We start from the raw sequence: 16,577 nt of genomic DNA, 5'->3' as shown, positions 1-16,577 counted from the left end.
ATGAACGAGAGCATCACCGTCACCCCGCCTGTCGTCGCCCCCGTCGCGCCGCCCGTGCCGCGCGAAGGTTGGCTGCGTCTCTCGCCACTCAACCGGCGGCGGCTGCAGAATTTCAAGGCAAACCGACGCGGCTACTGGTCGTTCTGGATCTTCATGGTCCTGTTCGTCTTGAGCCTCTTTGCCGAATTCATCGCCAACGACAGGCCGATCCTCGCCTCCTACAAGGGCGAAATTCTCTACCCCGTTTTCGTCGACTACCCGGAAGAGAAATTCGGCGGCTTCCTCGCGCAGACCGATTATCGCGATCCCGTCATCGCGAAGGAGATCCAGGCGAACGGCTGGATTGTCTGGCCGCCGATCCGCTTCTCATACAACACGCACAATCTCGACCTGCCGGTGCCCGCCCCCTCGCCGCCGACCTGGATGCTGACGGACGCGCAATGCCGTGCAGCCGCCGAGCGCGTCGGCGACAAGACATGTCGCGACATCGAGTGGAACTGGCTCGGCACGGACGATCAGGGCCGCGATGTCGTCGCGCGCCTCATCTACGGCTTCCGCCTCTCCGTGCTCTTCGGCCTCGTGCTCGCGGGCATCTCATCCGTCATCGGCGTTCTCGCCGGCGCGGTGCAGGGCTACTTTGGCGGCTGGGTCGATCTTCTGTTCCAGCGCTTCATCGAAATCTGGACCGCGATCCCCGCGTTGTATCTCCTCATCATCATTTCAGCCATCATTACGCCAAGCTTCTTCGTGCTGCTCGGCATCCTGTTGCTCTTTTCGTGGGTGTCGCTGGTCGGCGTGGTGCGCGCGGAATTCTTACGTGCGCGAAACTTCGAATATGTGCGCGCCGCGCGAGCTTTGGGCCTATCCAGCACCACCATCATGTTCAAGCACCTGTTGCCGAATGCGATGGTCGCGACGCTGACCTTCCTGCCCTTCATCCTCAACGGCTCGATCACGACGCTGACCTCCCTCGATTTCCTCGGCTTCGGCCTGCCCCCCGGCTCGCCCTCCCTCGGTGAATTGCTGGCGCAGGGCAAGGCGAACTTGCAGGCACCGTGGCTGGGTCTCACGGGCTTTTTCGTGATCGCGCTCATGCTAAGCCTCTTGATCTTCACCGGCGAAGCCGTGCGCGACGCTTTCGATCCGCGGAAGGCTTTTCGATGAGGGAGGCTGGTTCGGTTCGCATTTCGAGGAAACAGCCATGGCTGCTCACGGCCGTGTGTGCATTGCTGCTTAATCCTTTCGTTTTGGCGTTTTTCACAAGGCCGTTCGATTTCCTATCGTTCGTCGACATGCTGGTCACAACGGCAATTATATCCGCTGTTATATATCTCGTCGGCTTTGTCAGTGGACCTATCGGCCTCGTGCTCTCAGCGTCTTTTCTGCTGCACCAGATCGTCTTCGGGTTGTCCGAAGATGAAAAAGAATTGCTCAGTTGCCTACCCAATCGTGCCAGCGGCATGCTCCCCGAAATCGGGATCGCTCTTCTGCTTCCTGCATCGGCCTTATGCACTTTCCTTCTCTTCACTCGCTACGTTCTTAAGAAGCCGCCCAATCCCTGGCACGCGTTCACCGTGTTCGCAGTCAGCGCCTTAATGGCTAACGGCGCTCTGTGGCGTATCTCCGCCCTGCAACGGGAGGCATCTCTTGTCCCATGCTGAGATAACTCCCAACACTCCCCTCCTCTCCGTCCAAAACCTCTCCGTCGCCTTCCGCCAGGGCGGGCGCGATGCGTTGGCGGTCGACCGCGTTTCGTTCGACATTCGCAAGGGAGAGACGGTGGCGCTTGTCGGCGAGTCCGGCTCGGGCAAGTCGGTCTCCGCCCTGTCGATCCTCAAGCTCCTGCCCTATCCGACGGCGCATCATCCCTCCGGCCGCATCCTGTTCAAGGGACAAGACCTGCTCGCGGCGAGCGAGAACGACATCCGCCGTGTGCGCGGCGACGACATCACCATGGTGTTTCAGGAGCCGATGACTTCGCTCAATCCGCTCCACACCATCGAGCGACAGGTCGGCGAGATTTTGAAACTGCATCGCGGTCTGTCCGATCGCGATGCGCGCGCGAAAACGCTCGAGTTGCTCCAACTCGTCGGCATCCGCGATGCGGAAAGCCGCCTCGGCGCTTATCCGCACCAGCTTTCCGGCGGCCAGCGTCAGCGCGTGATGATCGCCATGAGCCTCGCCAACGAGCCCGATCTTCTGATCGCCGACGAGCCCACCACGGCGCTCGACGTGACGGTGCAGGCGCAGATTCTAAAGCTGCTCGCCGAGTTGAAGAGCAGGCTCGGCATGGCGATGCTCTTCATCACGCATGATCTCGGCATCGTGCGCAAAGTGGCCGACCGCGTCTGCGTCATGCTGAAGGGCGAGATCGTCGAGCAGGGGCCCGTCGACGAAGTCTTCGGCAACCCGCAGCATTCTTACACGAAGCGCCTCCTCGCGGCGGAGCCGAAGGGCCGTGCCAATCCTGTGCCCGCCAATGCGCCCACCGTCGTCGAGGCCGGGCCGCTGAAAGTCTGGTTTCCGATCAAGCGTGGCTTCTTCCGCAAAATTGTTGGCCATGTGAAAGCGGTCGATGGCGTCTCCGTTCGCGTGCGCAAGGGCGAGACCATCGGCGTCGTCGGCGAGTCCGGTTCTGGCAAGACGACGCTCGGCCTTGCGATCCTGCGCCTCGTCGCGTCTGAAGGTCCGGTCGTGTTTCTCGGCAACCGCATCGACGGTCTGCGCTCGCGCGACATCCGCCCCATGCGCAAGGATTTGCAGGTGGTGTTCCAGGACCCCTACGGCTCCCTCTCGCCGCGCCTCTCGGTGGCGGAGATCGTCGAGGAAGGCCTGTCGGTGCAGAACAAGAGTCTCTCCTACGCCCAGCGCCGCGATGTCGTTGCCCGCGCGCTCTACGATGTCGGCCTCGATCCGGCGACGATGGACCGCTATCCGCATGAATTCTCCGGCGGCCAGCGCCAGCGCATCGCCATTGCCCGCGCCATGGCGCTGGAGCCGCAATTCATCGTGCTCGACGAGCCGACTTCCGCGCTCGACATGTCCGTGCAGGCCCAGATCGTGGAGCTGCTGCGCGATCTCCAGAAGCGGCGCGACCTCGCCTACATGTTCATCAGCCACGACCTGAAAGTGGTGCGGGCGCTCGCGAACCACGTCGTCGTCATGCAGAACGGCAAGATCGTCGAGGAAGGCGCGGCGGAAAGCATTTTTGCCGCGCCACAGACCGATTACACCCGCGCCCTGTTCGCCGCCGCCTTCAACCTCGAAACGCTCGGCAACAACGCCGTCCGGCAGTAGCATACCTCCCCTATCGCCTCTTCTCCCGTAATGCCGTATCAGTGTCCGATTCTGATCGCTTGAAGGATTTTGCCATGCCCCGCGCTCTCATCATCGTGCTCGATTCCGTCGGCATCGGCGGCGCTGAGGACGCGGACATCTATGGCGATGCCGGCGCAGATACGGTCGGCCACATCGCGGAAGCCTGCGCAGAAGGCCGGGGCGACCAGGTCGGCTTGCGCCAGGGACCGCTGAACCTTCCGCACATGACCGCGTTCGGCCTGGGCCTCGCGTGTGAGGCCTCCACGGGCCGCATGCCGCCGAACCTCGCTCCAAAGGGCCCTCTGAAAGGCGCCTGGGGCTACGGCGTCGAAACCTCCAACGGCAAGGACACGCCCTCCGGCCACTGGGAAATCACGGGCGTGCCCGTGACTTTCGACTGGGGCTATTTCCCCGACACCGTGCCGTCCTTCCCGAAGGAACTAACGGACGCGCTGATCGCCCGCGCGAACCTTCCCGGCATTCTCGCCAACAAGCACGCCTCCGGCACCGTTGTGATCGACGATTACGGCGCGGAGCATGTGCGCACGGGAAAACCCATCTGCTACACCTCCGTCGACAGCGTGCTGCAGATCGCGGCGCACGAGGAAACTTTTGGGCTTCAGCGCCTCTACGATCTCTGCAAGATCGCGCGCGAACTCTGTGACCCCTACAACATCGGCCGCGTCATCGCCCGCCCCTTCGTCGGCACGGCGGAAACGGGTTTCAAGCGCACCGGCAACCGCAAGGACTTTGCGGTGTTTCCGCCCGCCGACACGATTCTGGACACGTTGCAGAAGGCGGGCCGCGCCATCGTCACCGTCGGCAAGATCGGCGACATCTTTGCCCATCGCAGCACTGGCAAGGAAGTGAAACCTTCCGGCAATGATGCGTGCCTGTCAGCCGCCATCGACGCGATGAAGGATCTGCCCGATGGCGGCTTCGTCTTCGCCAATCTCGTCGATTTCGACACCGAGTTCGGCCACCGCCGCGACATCCCCGGCTACGCTGCAGCCCTCGAAGCCTTCGACCGCCGCGTTCCCGAGATCGAAGCCGCGCTAAAACCCGGCGACCTCGTTATCATCACCGCCGATCACGGCAACGACCCCTCCTGGCGCGGCACCGACCACACCCGCGAGCATACGCCGATCCTGGCCTTCGGTCCGGGCGTGAAGACGGGCAGCGTCGGACGGCGGGAAAGCTTTGCGGATATCGGGGCGAGCGTGCTGGCCCACTTGAAGGTGCCGCATCCTGGCAAGGGCACGTCCTGGCTTTGAGCTGCGGCGTGATGAGTGTTAGCGCGCGGCGCTACATTCGTGACGTATCTGGAGAAGAGCGTGATGGAAACACCCCCGGAGCTGAAGTTACGGTGGGCTCGTGAAGCACTTGAAGGCATCGCCGATGAGGCCACGCAGCGGGTCTCCTGGTTCGGTCTGGACCCCAACCTCCGAGACTCGCCTGGCGACGAGATTTGCGATCTCCTGCCACCGCTGGATGAGGGCGAGCATAGCTTCATCACCGATAAGGAACTTGCGCTCTCGCCTCAGGCACAGGCGGCTCTCCGGCGACTCCGCAATACTATCCAAGCCTACCAGCAGGAGGTTGGATCAGATCCGGACCCCAAGATTACGATCGACCATCCAAAGTGGCGTGAGATCCGGGCCATTGCCCAGGAAGCTCTGAAGCTCATATTTAACCCGCCGTCCGTGCTGCGGGCGCTTCCGATGACCGAAGAGCAATTTTTGAACGTCATTGACTGCCCGATCTCGGACAAGGGCCACCCGGATATACCTTTTTGGAAGATCATGATTGACCTCGGCCGAGCAATTTCGGCCAACGCAGTCTTCGCGGTTCTCGACGAGATCAGCCGCCCTCCGAGAAGCGCAAAGGTCTCTTTACCGGCGCAAAGGGACGTCATGAATTATTGGCGTGCCGGGTTTGATCACCCGCTGGCCGAGGATGTCAGCGAGGTGGCTATCGCTCGAATTGGAGGGCGCTGTATCTCGACTGAACAATGTCTCGCGCTCATGGACACGATCTCCCACCATCCAGGCCAGTACGCGGCTCTGAGCATCGTCTACTTCGCCTGCGAGAGGGACGAGACCGGGGAGGTCGACAGGAGGTGGGACAATATCAATGATCAATGGCGAAGGCAGTTTCCGGCTTGAGGATTGTCCAGCTCCATTAATCGCCGCGCCCGCCTCGTCATGGCCGGGCTTGTCCCAGCCATCCGCGTCTTGGACACGCCGCACTGCTGTCATTCCGGGGCCGCGCAGCGGAGCCCGGAACCCATAATCGCTGATGGTGCTGGATAAGACGCCCCGAGCCCGAAGGCGCTTGCTCTTTGAAAACCAATCTTTGCGCCGTCCTCAAGGAAGCCTTGAGTGATCGACATCATTGACGTCCTCGTAACTTCGGATCAATCTACCGTAGATCGTAAGGAGGCGCTCCGAACGGTCCTTTCGGAGAGTCCTCCACCGCGTGGAAGACCCCGATGAACTCGCCGAACCGCACGACCCATATCCGGCTGACCTCCCATCCAGAACCCAACGCGGCCACGATCCGCCGCCCGATCAAATGGGGTGCAGGCGATCCGAGGGAGCGCGGGCCGATCATCGGCTCCGTCACTAACCCCTCCGACCGCAATGTCATCGGCGCGCATGGCGGGTCCTATTCGCTCTATCGGGCGCTCGCGATTTCAGCCCGCGCGCTCAACCCGGTGACGCGGCCGGACCTGCACAATACGCACCCCACCGCCGATATCGGCCCCCATCCGCAATGGTTCGAGCCGGGCCGCATCGTCTCCCTCGATCCGTGGGGCCATCTGGTCGGCGCAGTTTACGGAGATGAGATCGCCGGCGGCCTCGATATCCGCCCCACTATCGCGATCACCAAGGCGCGGCTGAACATGCCGGAGATTTTGGGTGCCATGGGGTCGAAGCGGCTGAAAGCCGATGGCGGTGTGCTGCACGCTTCCGGCGACATCGCTGTAACCAAGATTGCGGTCGATCCGGTCTGGTATCTGCCCGGCATTGCGGATCGGTTCGGTTGCTCGGAAGGCGAGTTGCGGCGCACCTTGTTCGAGCAGACCGGCGGCATGTTCCCCGAACTTGTGACCCGGCCCGACATGAGCGTGTTTCTGCCGCCTATCGGCAACACGACGGTCTACATCATCGGCGATGCGGCCAAGCTCAACGATCCGAGGACCCGCATCGCCTGCCGCGTTCATGACGAATGCAACGGCTCGGACGTGTTCGGCTCGGACATCTGCACCTGCCGCCCCTATCTCGTGCACGGCATCGAGGAATGCGTACGGGAAGCCCAAGGCGGCGGAGTCGGCATCATCGCCTATAACCGCAAGGAAGGCCGGGCTCTCGGCGAGGTCACGAAGTTCCTCGTCTACAACGCTCGCAAGCGGCAGGAAGGCGGCGACACGGCCTCGACCTACTTTGAGCGCACCGAATGCGTGGCGGGCGTGCAGGATGCGCGCTTCCAGCAGCTCATGCCCGATGTGCTCAACTGGCTTGGCATCCGCCGCATCGACCGGCTCATGTCCATGTCGAACATGAAGTACGACGCCATCACCAGTGCTGGCATCGAGGTCGTGGAGCGCGTGCCGATCCCCGCAGAATTGGTGCCCCCCGATGCGCAGGTAGAGCTGGAAGCCAAGAAGGCCGCGGGCTACTACACGCCGGATGGTGCGCCCGAGGCCTCGACGCTGGAGCGGGTGAAAGGGCGCGATCTCGAGCACTTCTAGAGCAGCGGTCAGTCATGCTATCGCTTCCGCGTCGAAAGCCCAGGAGTTGCGCGTGACGGACCCCTCGCCCCTCGCCCCGGATACACAGGCCGCCAAAAACCTCCTGAGCGCTAAAGCGGTGCGCGACCGTTCTCATCAAATTTTACAGCACGGGCTTGAGGGCCGCCTGGCGCATTTCGCGGTTCATCTCGACCGGCTGGACGCCTGCGCCGACGAGGTGGTGGCCACCATCCGCGAAGCCTATCCGTCCCTCGACGTCCCTTTCCATGCCCGCTGGCGACACTTCGCGGCCGGAGATTATGACCGCTGGGGCGCGGTGGTGCACGGCGCTACCTGGACCAATACCGGCGAGATGGCCCGCGCCGCCTTCGACCTCGCCATCGTCTCGGTTCTGCTCGATGCGGGCGCGGGTCCCGACTGGCGTTATGAGGAAGGCCGCACCGGCGAAACTTACGCCCGCTCGGAAGGTCTTGCCGTCGCGAGCTTCAACATGTTCGTCAGCGGCCTGTTCTCAAGCCACCCGGAAGACCCGTTCCGGGTCGATGCGGATGTGCTCTTGAGCCTGCGGCCGGAGGATCTGGCCGAGGGATTTCAAGTTTCGGCGGATAATCCCATCCTCGGCCTCGACGGACGCGTCGCCCTCCTCAACCGTCTCGGCCGGGTCGTGGCGACGAACCCCGACATCTTCGGCCAGAACGACGATCCCCGCCCCGGCGGACTTTTCGAGGTCATCGAGGCGACCGCCGAGAACGACACGATCAAGGCGACCGCCATCCTCGACGCCGTTCTCACCCATCTCGGCGCGATCTGGCCGAGCCGCATCACGCTCGGCGGCGTCCATCTCGGCGATACCTGGCGGCATCCCCTCGTCGATGCGCCGGACGCGACCAACGGCCTGATTCCGTTCCACAAGCTCTCCCAGTGGCTCTCCTATTCCCTCATCGAGCCGCTGGAATGGGCGGGCTATGACGTGGTGGAAATCGACGGCCTGACGGGCCTGCCCGAATACCGCAACGGCGGCCTGTTTCTCGATGCGGGCGTACTGTCCTTGAAGGATCCGGCTGAGGCCAATCGTCCTCACGCGGTGGATTCCACCCTCGTCGTGGAATGGCGGGCCTTGACCGTCGCGCTTCTAGACCGCATTGCCGATCCGATCCGTGCGAAGCTCGGATTGAAGGCGGAGGATTTTCCCCTCGCCAAGGTGCTTGAAGGCGGCACCTGGGCGACGGGGCGCAGGCTTGCCAAGGCACGGCGCGGCGATGGATCTCCTCCGCTTACGATAATCAGCGACGGGACGGTGTTTTAAATGAACCAGCACAAGACGATTGAAGGGCAAAAGAGCATGCAGGGCGTCACCGTGGTCGATCATCCGCTGGTTCAGCACAAACTGACCCTGATGCGGGAGAAGGAGCGGTCAACGAAGGGCTTCCGCCAGCTCCTCAACGAGATCGGCATGCTCCTCTGCTACGAAGTGACCCGCAGCCTGCCTGTGGAGCGCGTGACCATCGAAACACCGCTGACCATCACGGAAGGTGTGCAGATCGCCGGCAAGAAGCTCGTCTTCGCCCCCATCCTGCGCGCCGGTGTTGGCTTTCTCGACGGCATGCTGACCCTCGTGCCCGCCGCGCGCGTGGCCCATATCGGCCTCTATCGTGATCCGGAATCGCTCCAGGCGGTCGAATATTATTTCAAGGCCCCGTCCGACCTCGCCGACCGCATGGTGCTGGTGCTCGACCCCATGCTTGCCACCGCCAATTCGGCGGTTGCCGCCATCGACCGGCTCAAAGAGCGTGGCGCAAAGGATCTACGCTTCGTCTGCCTGCTCGCCGCCCCGGAAGGCATCGAGCGGATGCGCAGCGCCCATCCCGACGTGCCGATCTGGACCGCCGCCATCGACAACCACCTCAACGATCACGGCTACATCGTGCCGGGCCTCGGCGATGCGGGCGACCGCATGTATGGAACGCGCTAAGGGCCAGCCCGGTTTAAATCCTCGGACCCGCAGGATCGCCAGCCTTGCGCTTCATCGTCGCCGATTGGGGAACAACCCGTTTTCGCGGTTATCTGATCGAGAACGAAACCATTCTCGATCAGGTCTCTTCCGATGAGGGCGTCTCCGCCCTCAAACAGGGCCAGCATCGCGACGTGTTCCTTCGCCACTGTGGACGCTGGCTCGATGTCGAGCCGGATGCTCCCGTCCTCCTCGTCGGCATGGTCGGCAGCCGCGAGGGCTGGGTCGTCGCTCCTTACGCCTCCTGCCCGGCCGGCCCGGCCGAGATTGCTGGCGCGATGATTCCGGTTGATCTGGATCACGGCCGCAAGGCCTACATCATCCCCGGCCTTTACTGCGAACCCACCCCCGGCGCGCCGGATGTCATGCGCGGCGAAGAAACGCTCGTGCTGGGCGCCGGCGTCGAGAACGGGCTGGTCTGCTCCCCCGGCACGCATCCCAAGTGGATCGAGATGCGAGGCGGCAAGATCGAGCGCTTCGCCACCTATATGACCGGCGAAATGTATGCACTCCTGCGCGAGCACTCGATGATCGGCCGCCCCGCAACCGAACCGGAAGACCCGCGTGGCTTCGATCTCGGGTTGGAGGCCGCCCGCCGCAACAGCGGCGAAGGCGGACAGCATGTCGGCCTGCTCCACCTCCTCTTCGGCGCCCGCGCCGCCGTTGTTTCCGGGCACATGGAGACGAGCCTGCTCGCGCCCTATCTGTCCGGCCTCCTGACCGGGGACGAGATCAACGGCGCCCTGTCACAGTTCGGACGCCCTTCCGCGGTAACCATTATCGCAGATCGGCCCCGCGCCGATCTCTACCGCCATGCCCTTGCCCGCCACGGCATCGAGACCCATGTCAAAGCCCCGCAGGAGGCCCTGATCGCCGGGCTAGCCCGAATCGTCAGGCATCACCGGGCCGGTTGAAGCCTGGGTGAAAGAAACCATAATCCGACCTGACCCACCGAGTAGTCAGACTTCATTCATATCCGATCCTCAAGATCGCGCCTCACTGAAACCTCCCATTCCGGATGGACCATGTTCCCCAAGCCTCAAGTCGCTCTCTCGCCGAACACCTACGAGTACGAATCCTTCCCGCTCGTAAAGCCGACCGGCTTTCGCGAATACGATGCTCGCTGGCTGTTCGAGAAAGAGATCAACCTCATGGGCATACAGGCCCTGGGCATGGGCCTGGGCACTCTGATCCATGAGATGGGCGTACGGCCTGACCTGGTGACGGGCCACGATTTCCGCGGTTATTCCTCCTCCATCAAATACGCCCTGGTTTCCGGCCTCATGGCCGCGGGCGTGCGCGTGAAGGATATCGGCCTCGCGCTTTCGCCTATGGCCTATTTCGGCCAGTTCGAACTCGATTGCCCGGCTGTCGCCATGGTCACCGCCTCCCACAACGACAATGGCTGGACCGGCGTGAAGATGGGCGCGAACCGCCCCCTCACCTTCGGCCCCGACGAAATGGGACGCCTGAAGGACATCGTCATGAACGCGGCGTTCAAGCTGCGCGACGGCGGCTCCTACCAGTTCGTCGAAAACTTCCCGGCCCGCTACATCGCGGACCTCACCAATCGTCCGAAGCTGAAGCGCAAACTCAAGGTCGTCGCGGCCTGCGGCAACGGCACGGCGGGTGCGTTCGCACCGAAGGTGCTGGAGATGATCGGCTGCGAGGTGATCCCGCTCGATGCCAATCTCGATCACACCTTCCCGCGCTACAATCCGAATCCAGAGGACATGAAGATGCTTCATGCCATCGCGGACAAGGTGCGCGAAACCGGCGCGGATGTCGGCCTCGGCTTCGATGGCGACGGCGACCGCTGCGGTGTTGTCGACAACAACGGCGACGAGATTTTCGCGGACAAGATCGGCGTGATGCTCGCGCGCGATCTCTCGAAGCTCCATCCCAATGCAACCTTCGTGGTCGATGTGAAATCGACCGGCGTGTTCGCGACCGATCCCGAACTCACAGCGCAGGGCGCGAAGACCGACTACTGGAAGACCGGCCACTCCTACATCAAGCGCCGCGTCACGGAACTCTCCGCGCTCGCAGGCTTCGAGAAGTCGGGTCACTTCTTCTTCAACAAGCCAGTCGGACGCGGCTATGACGACGGCGTTCTGACCGCGATTGCCGTGTGCGAAATGCTCGACCGCAATCCCGGCAAGTCCATGGCCGATCTTTACGCTGCCGTGCCGAAGACCTGGGGCTCGCCGACCATGGCCGCAAAGTGCGCCGACGAGATCAAGTACGATGTCGTCGAGCGCGTGGTGAAACGCTTCATCGACCTGAAGGCCAAAGGCGAGAAGGTCGGCGGTTATGCGATCAAGGATCTCGTCACCGTCAACGGCGTGCGTGTGGTGACCGAAGACGGCACCTGGGGTCTCGTGCGCGCGTCCTCCAACAAACCGGAGATCGTGGTCGTCGTTGAGAGCCCGGTGGCGGAAGCGCGCATGCACGAGATGTTCAAAGCGGTCGATGCCGTGCTTCACGAGAACTCGGAAGTCGGCGCTTACAACCAGACGATCTGATCCCTCCTCTCCCAATCCGGCAGGCACCCCTGCCGGATTTTCTCATTCCACCGAGACTGTTCGATGCCCCACTCCCTGCTTGCCTTCCCGCATGAAGCGTCACTCCCGATCTGGCTCGTGAACGACGCGACCTGGCCCGGTATTCTGGAAAAATTCCCCGCAGCCACGCGCGCCTTTGCGAAGGCGCAGGGGTTCGACGCGAAGGCCGGTAGCCACTGTGTGTTGCCCGATGCGGACGGAAATATTCTCGGCGTCGTCTTCGGCCTCGACAGCAAAGATGCCAAGCGCATCGACCCCTTCCTGCCCGGCAAGCTCGTCACGCTGCTGCCGGACGGCGTCTATCGTTTCGAGACGCAGGCGCCGAACCCCACCCTTGCTACGCTCGCGTGGATTCTCGGGGCATATTCGTTCAACCGCTATCGCAAGCGTACCGAAAAATCCGTCCGTCTCGTCCCACCGGAAGGCGTCAATGTGGATGAGGTTTCGCGCATCGCCGATGCGGTGATCACAAGCCGCGATCTCATCAACACGCCCACCAGCGATCTCGGCCCCGATGGCATCGAGGCGGCGGCCCGCAAGCTCGCCGAAAAGCACGGTGCGAAATTCAAATCCATCGTCGGTGACGATTTGCTGAAGCAGAACTTCCCGATGATTCACGCGGTCGGCCGCGCCTCCGCTACGCCCCCGCGCCTCATCGATTTCACCTGGGGCAAGGAGGGCGCGCCGCGCGTCACTCTGGTCGGCAAGGGCGTCGCGTTCGATACCGGCGGTCTCGATATCAAGCCTGCCGCCTCCATGCTGATGATGCGCAAGGACATGGGCGGTTCGGCAGCAACCCTCGCGCTCGCCGACATGATCATGGGCGCGAACCTGCCGGTGCGTCTGCGCGTGCTCGTCCCCGCCGTCGAGAACTCGATTTCCGCCAACGCTTTCCGCCCTGGCGACATCCTGCAGAGCCGCAAGGGCATCACGGTCGAGATCGGCAACACGGACGCCGAAGGCCGCCTGGTCCTCGGTGATGCGTTGGCACTAGCCGACGAGGAAACGCCGGACCTCATCGTCGATTTCGCGACGCTGACCGGTGCGGCGCGCGTGGCGCTCGGCCCCGAGCTGCCCGCCTTCTTCACGGATGACGATGCTCTGGCGCTCGACGTCGCCCGCCACGGCGAAGCGCAGAACGATCCGGTCTGGCGCATGCCGCTCTGGCAATCCTACCTGTCTCAGCTCGATTCCAAGTCCGCCGACATCAACAACACGGGCGGCCCCATGGCGGGCTCGGTCACGGCTGCGCTGTTCCTGACCCGGTTCGTGTCTGCGGCGAAGGCTTATGTCCACTTCGACATCTTCGCCTGGAACAACGCCACCAAGCCCGGCCGCCCCGAAGGCGCTGAGGTGCAGGCAGCGCGACTGATGTATGCGCTCCTGAAGGATCGGTACGGCCGCTAAACAGATACGGGGTTGCGCCGCTCGCCCGGAACCCGAATAATACGGGTCCGAAACGAGCGGTGCGGCCATGCCTGTCGAGTTACGAGCCTCGCAATCCCTCAAGCTGTGGCACGACGTCCATCTCGACCTCGTGCATCAGGATGGCGACCTGTCCTCGCGTCAGATCGCCATTCTGCTGACGATCTATCTCGAGCCGCCGCCGCATACGGTGCGCGGCCTCGCAAAGAAGCTGAACGTCACCAAGCCGGTTATCACCCGGGCCCTCGACACCATGGGCAAGCTCGATCTCGTCTCCCGCCGCCGGGATGAGGTCGATCGCCGCAATGTTATCATTCAGCGCACGGTCGCTGGCGCATTGGCGGTAGAGCGGCTAGGAGATATCGTCACGGCCCGCGCCAAGGAGTTGCCCCTATGAATTTCGACCGCCGCATCACGCCCTTCCGTGCCGATCTGGCCGACGAGCGCCTGCGCGGGCAGGTCGAAGCGGAGCGGTTTTCTCCGGGCACCGCGAAGCGCGTCATTGCCTCCTATATCTCTCTGCACCGCAATCCGTCGCGCGAGGCGCCGGTCGACACGCAGGCGATCTATGGTGAAAGCGTAACCGTTTACGACGAGCACGAGGGCTGGGCCTGGGTGCAGCTGCGCGACGACGGCTATGTGGGATATCTGCCGAGCGCCACGCTCGGCGAACCGGGACCCGAGCCGACTCACAAGGTCGGCACGCTCCGCACCTTCCTCTATCCCGGCCCGAACCTGAAGCTGCCCAATGAGGGCTTTCTGACGCTGCATTCAAAAGTAGCTGTCGTCGGCATCGAAGGTGAGTACGCACGCTTGGCAAGCGGCTGCTACGTCTTCGCAGCCCACCTCGCCGCTCTCGATTCCTTTGAAACGGATTATGTCGGCGTCGCCGAGCGTCTTGAGCACACCCCCTATCTCTGGGGCGGCAAGACCACCGTCGGGCTCGATTGCTCCGGCCTCGCGCAAACCTGCCTGACGGCAGCCGGCATCAAGGCGCCGCGCGACAGCGACATGCAAGAGAAGTTGCTCGGCGCAGCCGTCGAGGTGAAGCTCGATCTCAGCGGCCTGCGACGCGGCGACTTGGTATTCTGGAGAGGCCATGTCGGCCTGATGATGGACGAGACTCGTCTCATCCACGCCACCGGCCACAGCATGACGGTTTATGTCGAACCCCTTGCCGTGGCCGAAAAGCGTATCCGCGAGACGAGCTACGGCGCGATCAGCAGCATCAAGCGCCTTCGCTAGTAGCCGCGTCCCCGATCCACCACATGCTGGAACGGCTCGCCCGCCGCCTCATGGCGGAGGATCTGGTGCGCGATGTAGCGCGCCGTCATCTCCGGATCGCTTGTCGCGGAATTGTGCGGCGTGACCGTGACGCGCGGATGGTTCCAGAGCTTCGACTCTTGCGGAAGCGGCTCGACCTCGAATACATCGAGCGTCGCGCCCTTCAGTGTGCCATCATCAAGGCAGGCAAGAATATCCGCCTCGACCTGCGACCCGCCGCGCCCAGCATTGATGAGGATAGGGCCACCGAGATGTCCGTCGCGCGCCAGTTTCTTGAACAGATCGCGCTTGAGAATGCCGCGTGTCTCTGACGTCAACGGAAGCAGACTGACGAGAATATCCGTGCGCGCGAGGAACTGCTCTAGTCCCGCCTCACCGGAGAAGATCTCGAAACCGTCGACCGACTTCGGCGTGCGGCTCCAACCGGCCACATCGAAGCCCATGACCTTCAACTTGCGCGCTGCATCCTGACCCAGCGCACCAAAGCCCATGACGCCGACGCGCACTTGGGCCGCAATCGGCGGCGCACGGTCCGGCTCCCAGCGCTTCGCCTGCTGGTCCGCATCGAACCGGCGCTGATCGCGCAGGTACATGAGGCAATGCATCACCACATATTCGCTCATGCGGTAAGTCAGATCATCCTGCGACACGCGCACGATCGGCACATCAGGCAGGTCGGGATATCCCATCAGGTGATCGACACCGGCACCGAGCGAAAAGATGGCCTCGAGCGATGGGAGATTCGATAAGCTGCCGGGCTTCGGGCCCCACGTCGCGACATAGCGCACGCGCGCCCTGTCGAAATCCTCGCCCAAAACGACGATGTCACGCCCCGAGAGATGACTTCTGAACCGTTCGACCCACGGCTTAGGGTCCCAGGTCAGCGCGACGAGCAGGGTCACGACGTGGCTCCGATGCGTTCGAGGATCAATGGCCCCGATTTAGCAGGGGCATCACCGACGGTATAGGCGGCGCGGACCGCACGCGTAGCCTCTTCGACCGCGGCTTCGCTGCGCGCGTGAACGATGGCAAGCGGCTGCTGCGCATCGATTGCCGCACCGACACTCGCCAACTCCGTCAGGCCGACGGCGTGATCGATAGGATCCTGCGGACGCGTACGCCCACCGCCGAGCGCGACGACGGCAACGCCGACATCGCGGGTCGCGATCTTCTGAACGATGCCCGCGCGCTCCGCATAGATCGGACGCACGAACGGTGCCGCTTCGAGCCGCTTGTCAGGATGTTCCAGAAGGTCGCTGGGACCGCCGAGCGCGACAACCATACGCTGAAAAATCTCCGCGGCCTTGCCCGACGCAATAGCGTCTTCGATCTTCGCTCTCGCCTCAGTAATGTCGCTTGCAAGCTTGCCGAGCACGAGCATCTCGGCGCTTAGCTCCACAGTCACGCGATGGAAGCGCTCCTCGCGGCGGCGCCCCGTGAGGTAATCGGCAGTGTAAGCAACCTCCACCCCGTTGCCGGCAGCGGAAGCAAGCGGCTCATTCATGTCGGTGAGAAGCGCGCTCGTCGGCAGCCCGGTGCGGTTCGCGACGAGAACGAGACTTTCGGCAAGGGCGCGCGCATCGGCCGCGTTGTCCATGAAGGCACCGGAGCCGAACTTCACGTCCATGACGAGGCCGTGCAATCCGGCTGCGAGTTTCTTCGCCAGGATCGACGCGGTGATGAGATCGATGGATTCAACCGTCGCCGTCACGTCGCGGATGGCATAGAGGCGCTTGTCGGCGGGCGCGAGATCCGCGGTCTGGCCGATGATGGCGCAGCCGATTTCGCGCGTCACGCGTCGGAAGGTCTCGATGTCGGGCTGAGACACGTAACCGGGAATGGAATCGAGCTTGTCGAGCGTTCCGCCCGTGTGGCCGAGACCGCGACCGGAAATCATCGGCACATAGCCGCCGCAGGCCGCAACCGCCGGAGCCAGCGCGAGGCTCACCGTATCCCCCACGCCCCCGCTCGAATGCTTGTCGAGCACCGGACCGGGGAGATCCCATTTCAGCACTTCGCCGGAGCGCATCATCGCCTGAGTCAGCGCTACGCGTTCAGGCACCGACAATCCACGGAAGAACACTGCCATGGCGAACGAAGCCGCCTGCCCTTCCGAGACGCGTCCGGTCGTCAGGCCTTCGATGAAGTCCTGAATCAGCTCGGCCTCGAGCACACCGCCGTCGCGCTTGCGGCGGATGATTTCCTGCGGAAGAAGAGTCAT

Annotated in this window: 15 protein-coding genes; 13 read left to right on the top strand and 2 right to left on the bottom strand. The window is 63.2% G+C overall.

Features of this window, described 5'->3' with window-relative positions; translation table 11 throughout:
• From HB375_RS05600 to HB375_RS05540, 13 genes are all read left to right on the top strand, one after another.
• Positions 1-1,164 carry an ABC transporter permease gene (locus HB375_RS05600; RefSeq protein WP_167671996.1) on the top strand — a complete coding sequence of 388 codons (1,164 nt, stop codon included), beginning with the start codon at positions 1-3 and terminating at the stop codon, positions 1,162-1,164.
• Positions 1,161-1,661: a hypothetical protein gene (locus tag HB375_RS05595; RefSeq protein WP_167671995.1), complete on the top strand. Its 501-nt coding sequence runs from the start codon at positions 1,161-1,163 to the stop codon at positions 1,659-1,661. Before HB375_RS05600 ends, HB375_RS05595 begins: the two co-directional genes overlap by 4 nt.
• Positions 1,648-3,297 carry an ABC transporter ATP-binding protein gene (locus HB375_RS05590; RefSeq protein ID WP_205800074.1) on the top strand — a complete coding sequence of 550 codons (1,650 nt, stop codon included), beginning with the start codon at positions 1,648-1,650 and terminating at the stop codon, positions 3,295-3,297. The genes HB375_RS05595 and HB375_RS05590 overlap by 14 nt, the downstream gene beginning before the upstream one ends.
• 74 nt (positions 3,298-3,371) lie before the next feature.
• Positions 3,372-4,592 carry a phosphopentomutase gene (locus tag HB375_RS05585; RefSeq protein ID WP_167671994.1) on the top strand — a complete coding sequence of 407 codons (1,221 nt, stop codon included), beginning with the start codon at positions 3,372-3,374 and terminating at the stop codon, positions 4,590-4,592.
• 60 nt (positions 4,593-4,652) lie between these two features.
• Positions 4,653-5,483, top strand: coding sequence for a hypothetical protein (locus HB375_RS05580; RefSeq protein WP_205800073.1), 831 nt, complete (start codon positions 4,653-4,655; stop codon positions 5,481-5,483).
• Positions 5,484-5,809: 326 nt separating this feature from the next.
• Positions 5,810-7,072 carry a GTP cyclohydrolase II gene (locus HB375_RS05575; protein WP_167671992.1) on the top strand — a complete coding sequence of 421 codons (1,263 nt, stop codon included), beginning with the start codon at positions 5,810-5,812 and terminating at the stop codon, positions 7,070-7,072.
• A 52-nt stretch (positions 7,073-7,124) separates the two neighbouring features.
• On the top strand, positions 7,125-8,378 hold the full coding sequence (locus HB375_RS05570; RefSeq protein WP_167671991.1) for a DUF1688 family protein: 1,254 nt from the start codon (positions 7,125-7,127) through the stop codon (positions 8,376-8,378).
• Between the two features lie 36 nt (positions 8,379-8,414).
• Positions 8,415-9,044, top strand: coding sequence for a uracil phosphoribosyltransferase (gene upp, locus HB375_RS05565; protein WP_167672506.1), 630 nt, complete (start codon positions 8,415-8,417; stop codon positions 9,042-9,044).
• 44 nt (positions 9,045-9,088) lie between these two features.
• Entirely contained in the window at positions 9,089-9,997 is a 909-nt protein-coding gene (locus HB375_RS05560; protein ID WP_167671990.1) for a 2-dehydro-3-deoxygalactonokinase, read from the top strand.
• A gap of 111 nt (positions 9,998-10,108) precedes the next feature.
• A complete protein-coding gene (locus HB375_RS05555; RefSeq protein WP_167671989.1) occupies positions 10,109-11,608 on the top strand; it encodes a phosphomannomutase/phosphoglucomutase in 1,500 nt (499 codons plus the stop codon).
• Positions 11,609-11,671: 63 nt separating this feature from the next.
• A complete protein-coding gene (locus HB375_RS05550; protein WP_167671988.1) occupies positions 11,672-13,054 on the top strand; it encodes a leucyl aminopeptidase family protein in 1,383 nt (460 codons plus the stop codon).
• A 67-nt stretch (positions 13,055-13,121) separates the two neighbouring features.
• A complete protein-coding gene (locus tag HB375_RS05545) occupies positions 13,122-13,469 on the top strand; it encodes a MarR family transcriptional regulator (protein ID WP_167671987.1) in 348 nt (115 codons plus the stop codon).
• The gene (locus HB375_RS05540) at positions 13,466-14,317 is read left to right on the top strand and encodes a C40 family peptidase (RefSeq protein WP_167671986.1); all 852 of its coding nucleotides are present in this window, start codon (positions 13,466-13,468) and stop codon (positions 14,315-14,317) included. Before HB375_RS05545 ends, HB375_RS05540 begins: the two co-directional genes overlap by 4 nt.
• Here HB375_RS05540 and HB375_RS05535 read toward each other — a convergent pair.
• On the bottom strand, positions 14,314-15,258 hold the full coding sequence (locus HB375_RS05535; protein WP_167671985.1) for an NAD(P)-dependent oxidoreductase: 945 nt from the start codon (positions 15,256-15,258) through the stop codon (positions 14,314-14,316). The two genes, HB375_RS05540 and HB375_RS05535, sit on opposite strands and share 4 nt — an antisense overlap.
• Positions 15,255-16,577: a thymidine phosphorylase gene (gene deoA, locus HB375_RS05530; protein WP_167671984.1), complete on the bottom strand. Its 1,323-nt coding sequence runs from the start codon at positions 16,575-16,577 to the stop codon at positions 15,255-15,257. The genes HB375_RS05535 and deoA overlap by 4 nt, the downstream gene beginning before the upstream one ends.

The sequence above is a fragment of the Microvirga terricola genome (genome assembly GCF_011777495.1).
In the GTDB taxonomy this organism is placed as follows: domain Bacteria; phylum Pseudomonadota; class Alphaproteobacteria; order Rhizobiales; family Beijerinckiaceae; genus Microvirga; species Microvirga terricola.
Note: the sequence above shows the minus strand (reverse complement) of the source record. Positions and strands in the feature narration are given on the sequence as shown.

Excerpts from the sequence above, each read along its gene's own strand:
- HB375_RS05600 (WP_167671996.1), top strand. The coding sequence starts at position 1 with ATGAACGAGAGCATCACCGTCACCCCGCCTGTCGTCGCCCCCGTCGCG.
- HB375_RS05595 (WP_167671995.1), top strand. The coding sequence starts at position 1,161 with ATGAGGGAGGCTGGTTCGGTTCGCATTTCGAGGAAACAGCCATGGCTG.
- HB375_RS05585 (WP_167671994.1), top strand. The coding sequence starts at position 3,372 with ATGCCCCGCGCTCTCATCATCGTGCTCGATTCCGTCGGCATCGGCGGC.
- HB375_RS05575 (WP_167671992.1), top strand. The coding sequence starts at position 5,810 with ATGAACTCGCCGAACCGCACGACCCATATCCGGCTGACCTCCCATCCA.
- upp (WP_167672506.1), top strand. The coding sequence starts at position 8,415 with ATGCAGGGCGTCACCGTGGTCGATCATCCGCTGGTTCAGCACAAACTG.
- HB375_RS05555 (WP_167671989.1), top strand. The coding sequence starts at position 10,109 with ATGTTCCCCAAGCCTCAAGTCGCTCTCTCGCCGAACACCTACGAGTAC.
- HB375_RS05550 (WP_167671988.1), top strand. The coding sequence starts at position 11,672 with ATGCCCCACTCCCTGCTTGCCTTCCCGCATGAAGCGTCACTCCCGATC.
- HB375_RS05545 (WP_167671987.1), top strand. The coding sequence starts at position 13,122 with ATGCCTGTCGAGTTACGAGCCTCGCAATCCCTCAAGCTGTGGCACGAC.
- HB375_RS05540 (WP_167671986.1), top strand. The coding sequence starts at position 13,466 with ATGAATTTCGACCGCCGCATCACGCCCTTCCGTGCCGATCTGGCCGAC.
- deoA (WP_167671984.1), bottom strand. The coding sequence starts at position 16,577 with ATGACTCTTCTTCCGCAGGAAATCATCCGCCGCAAGCGCGACGGCGGT.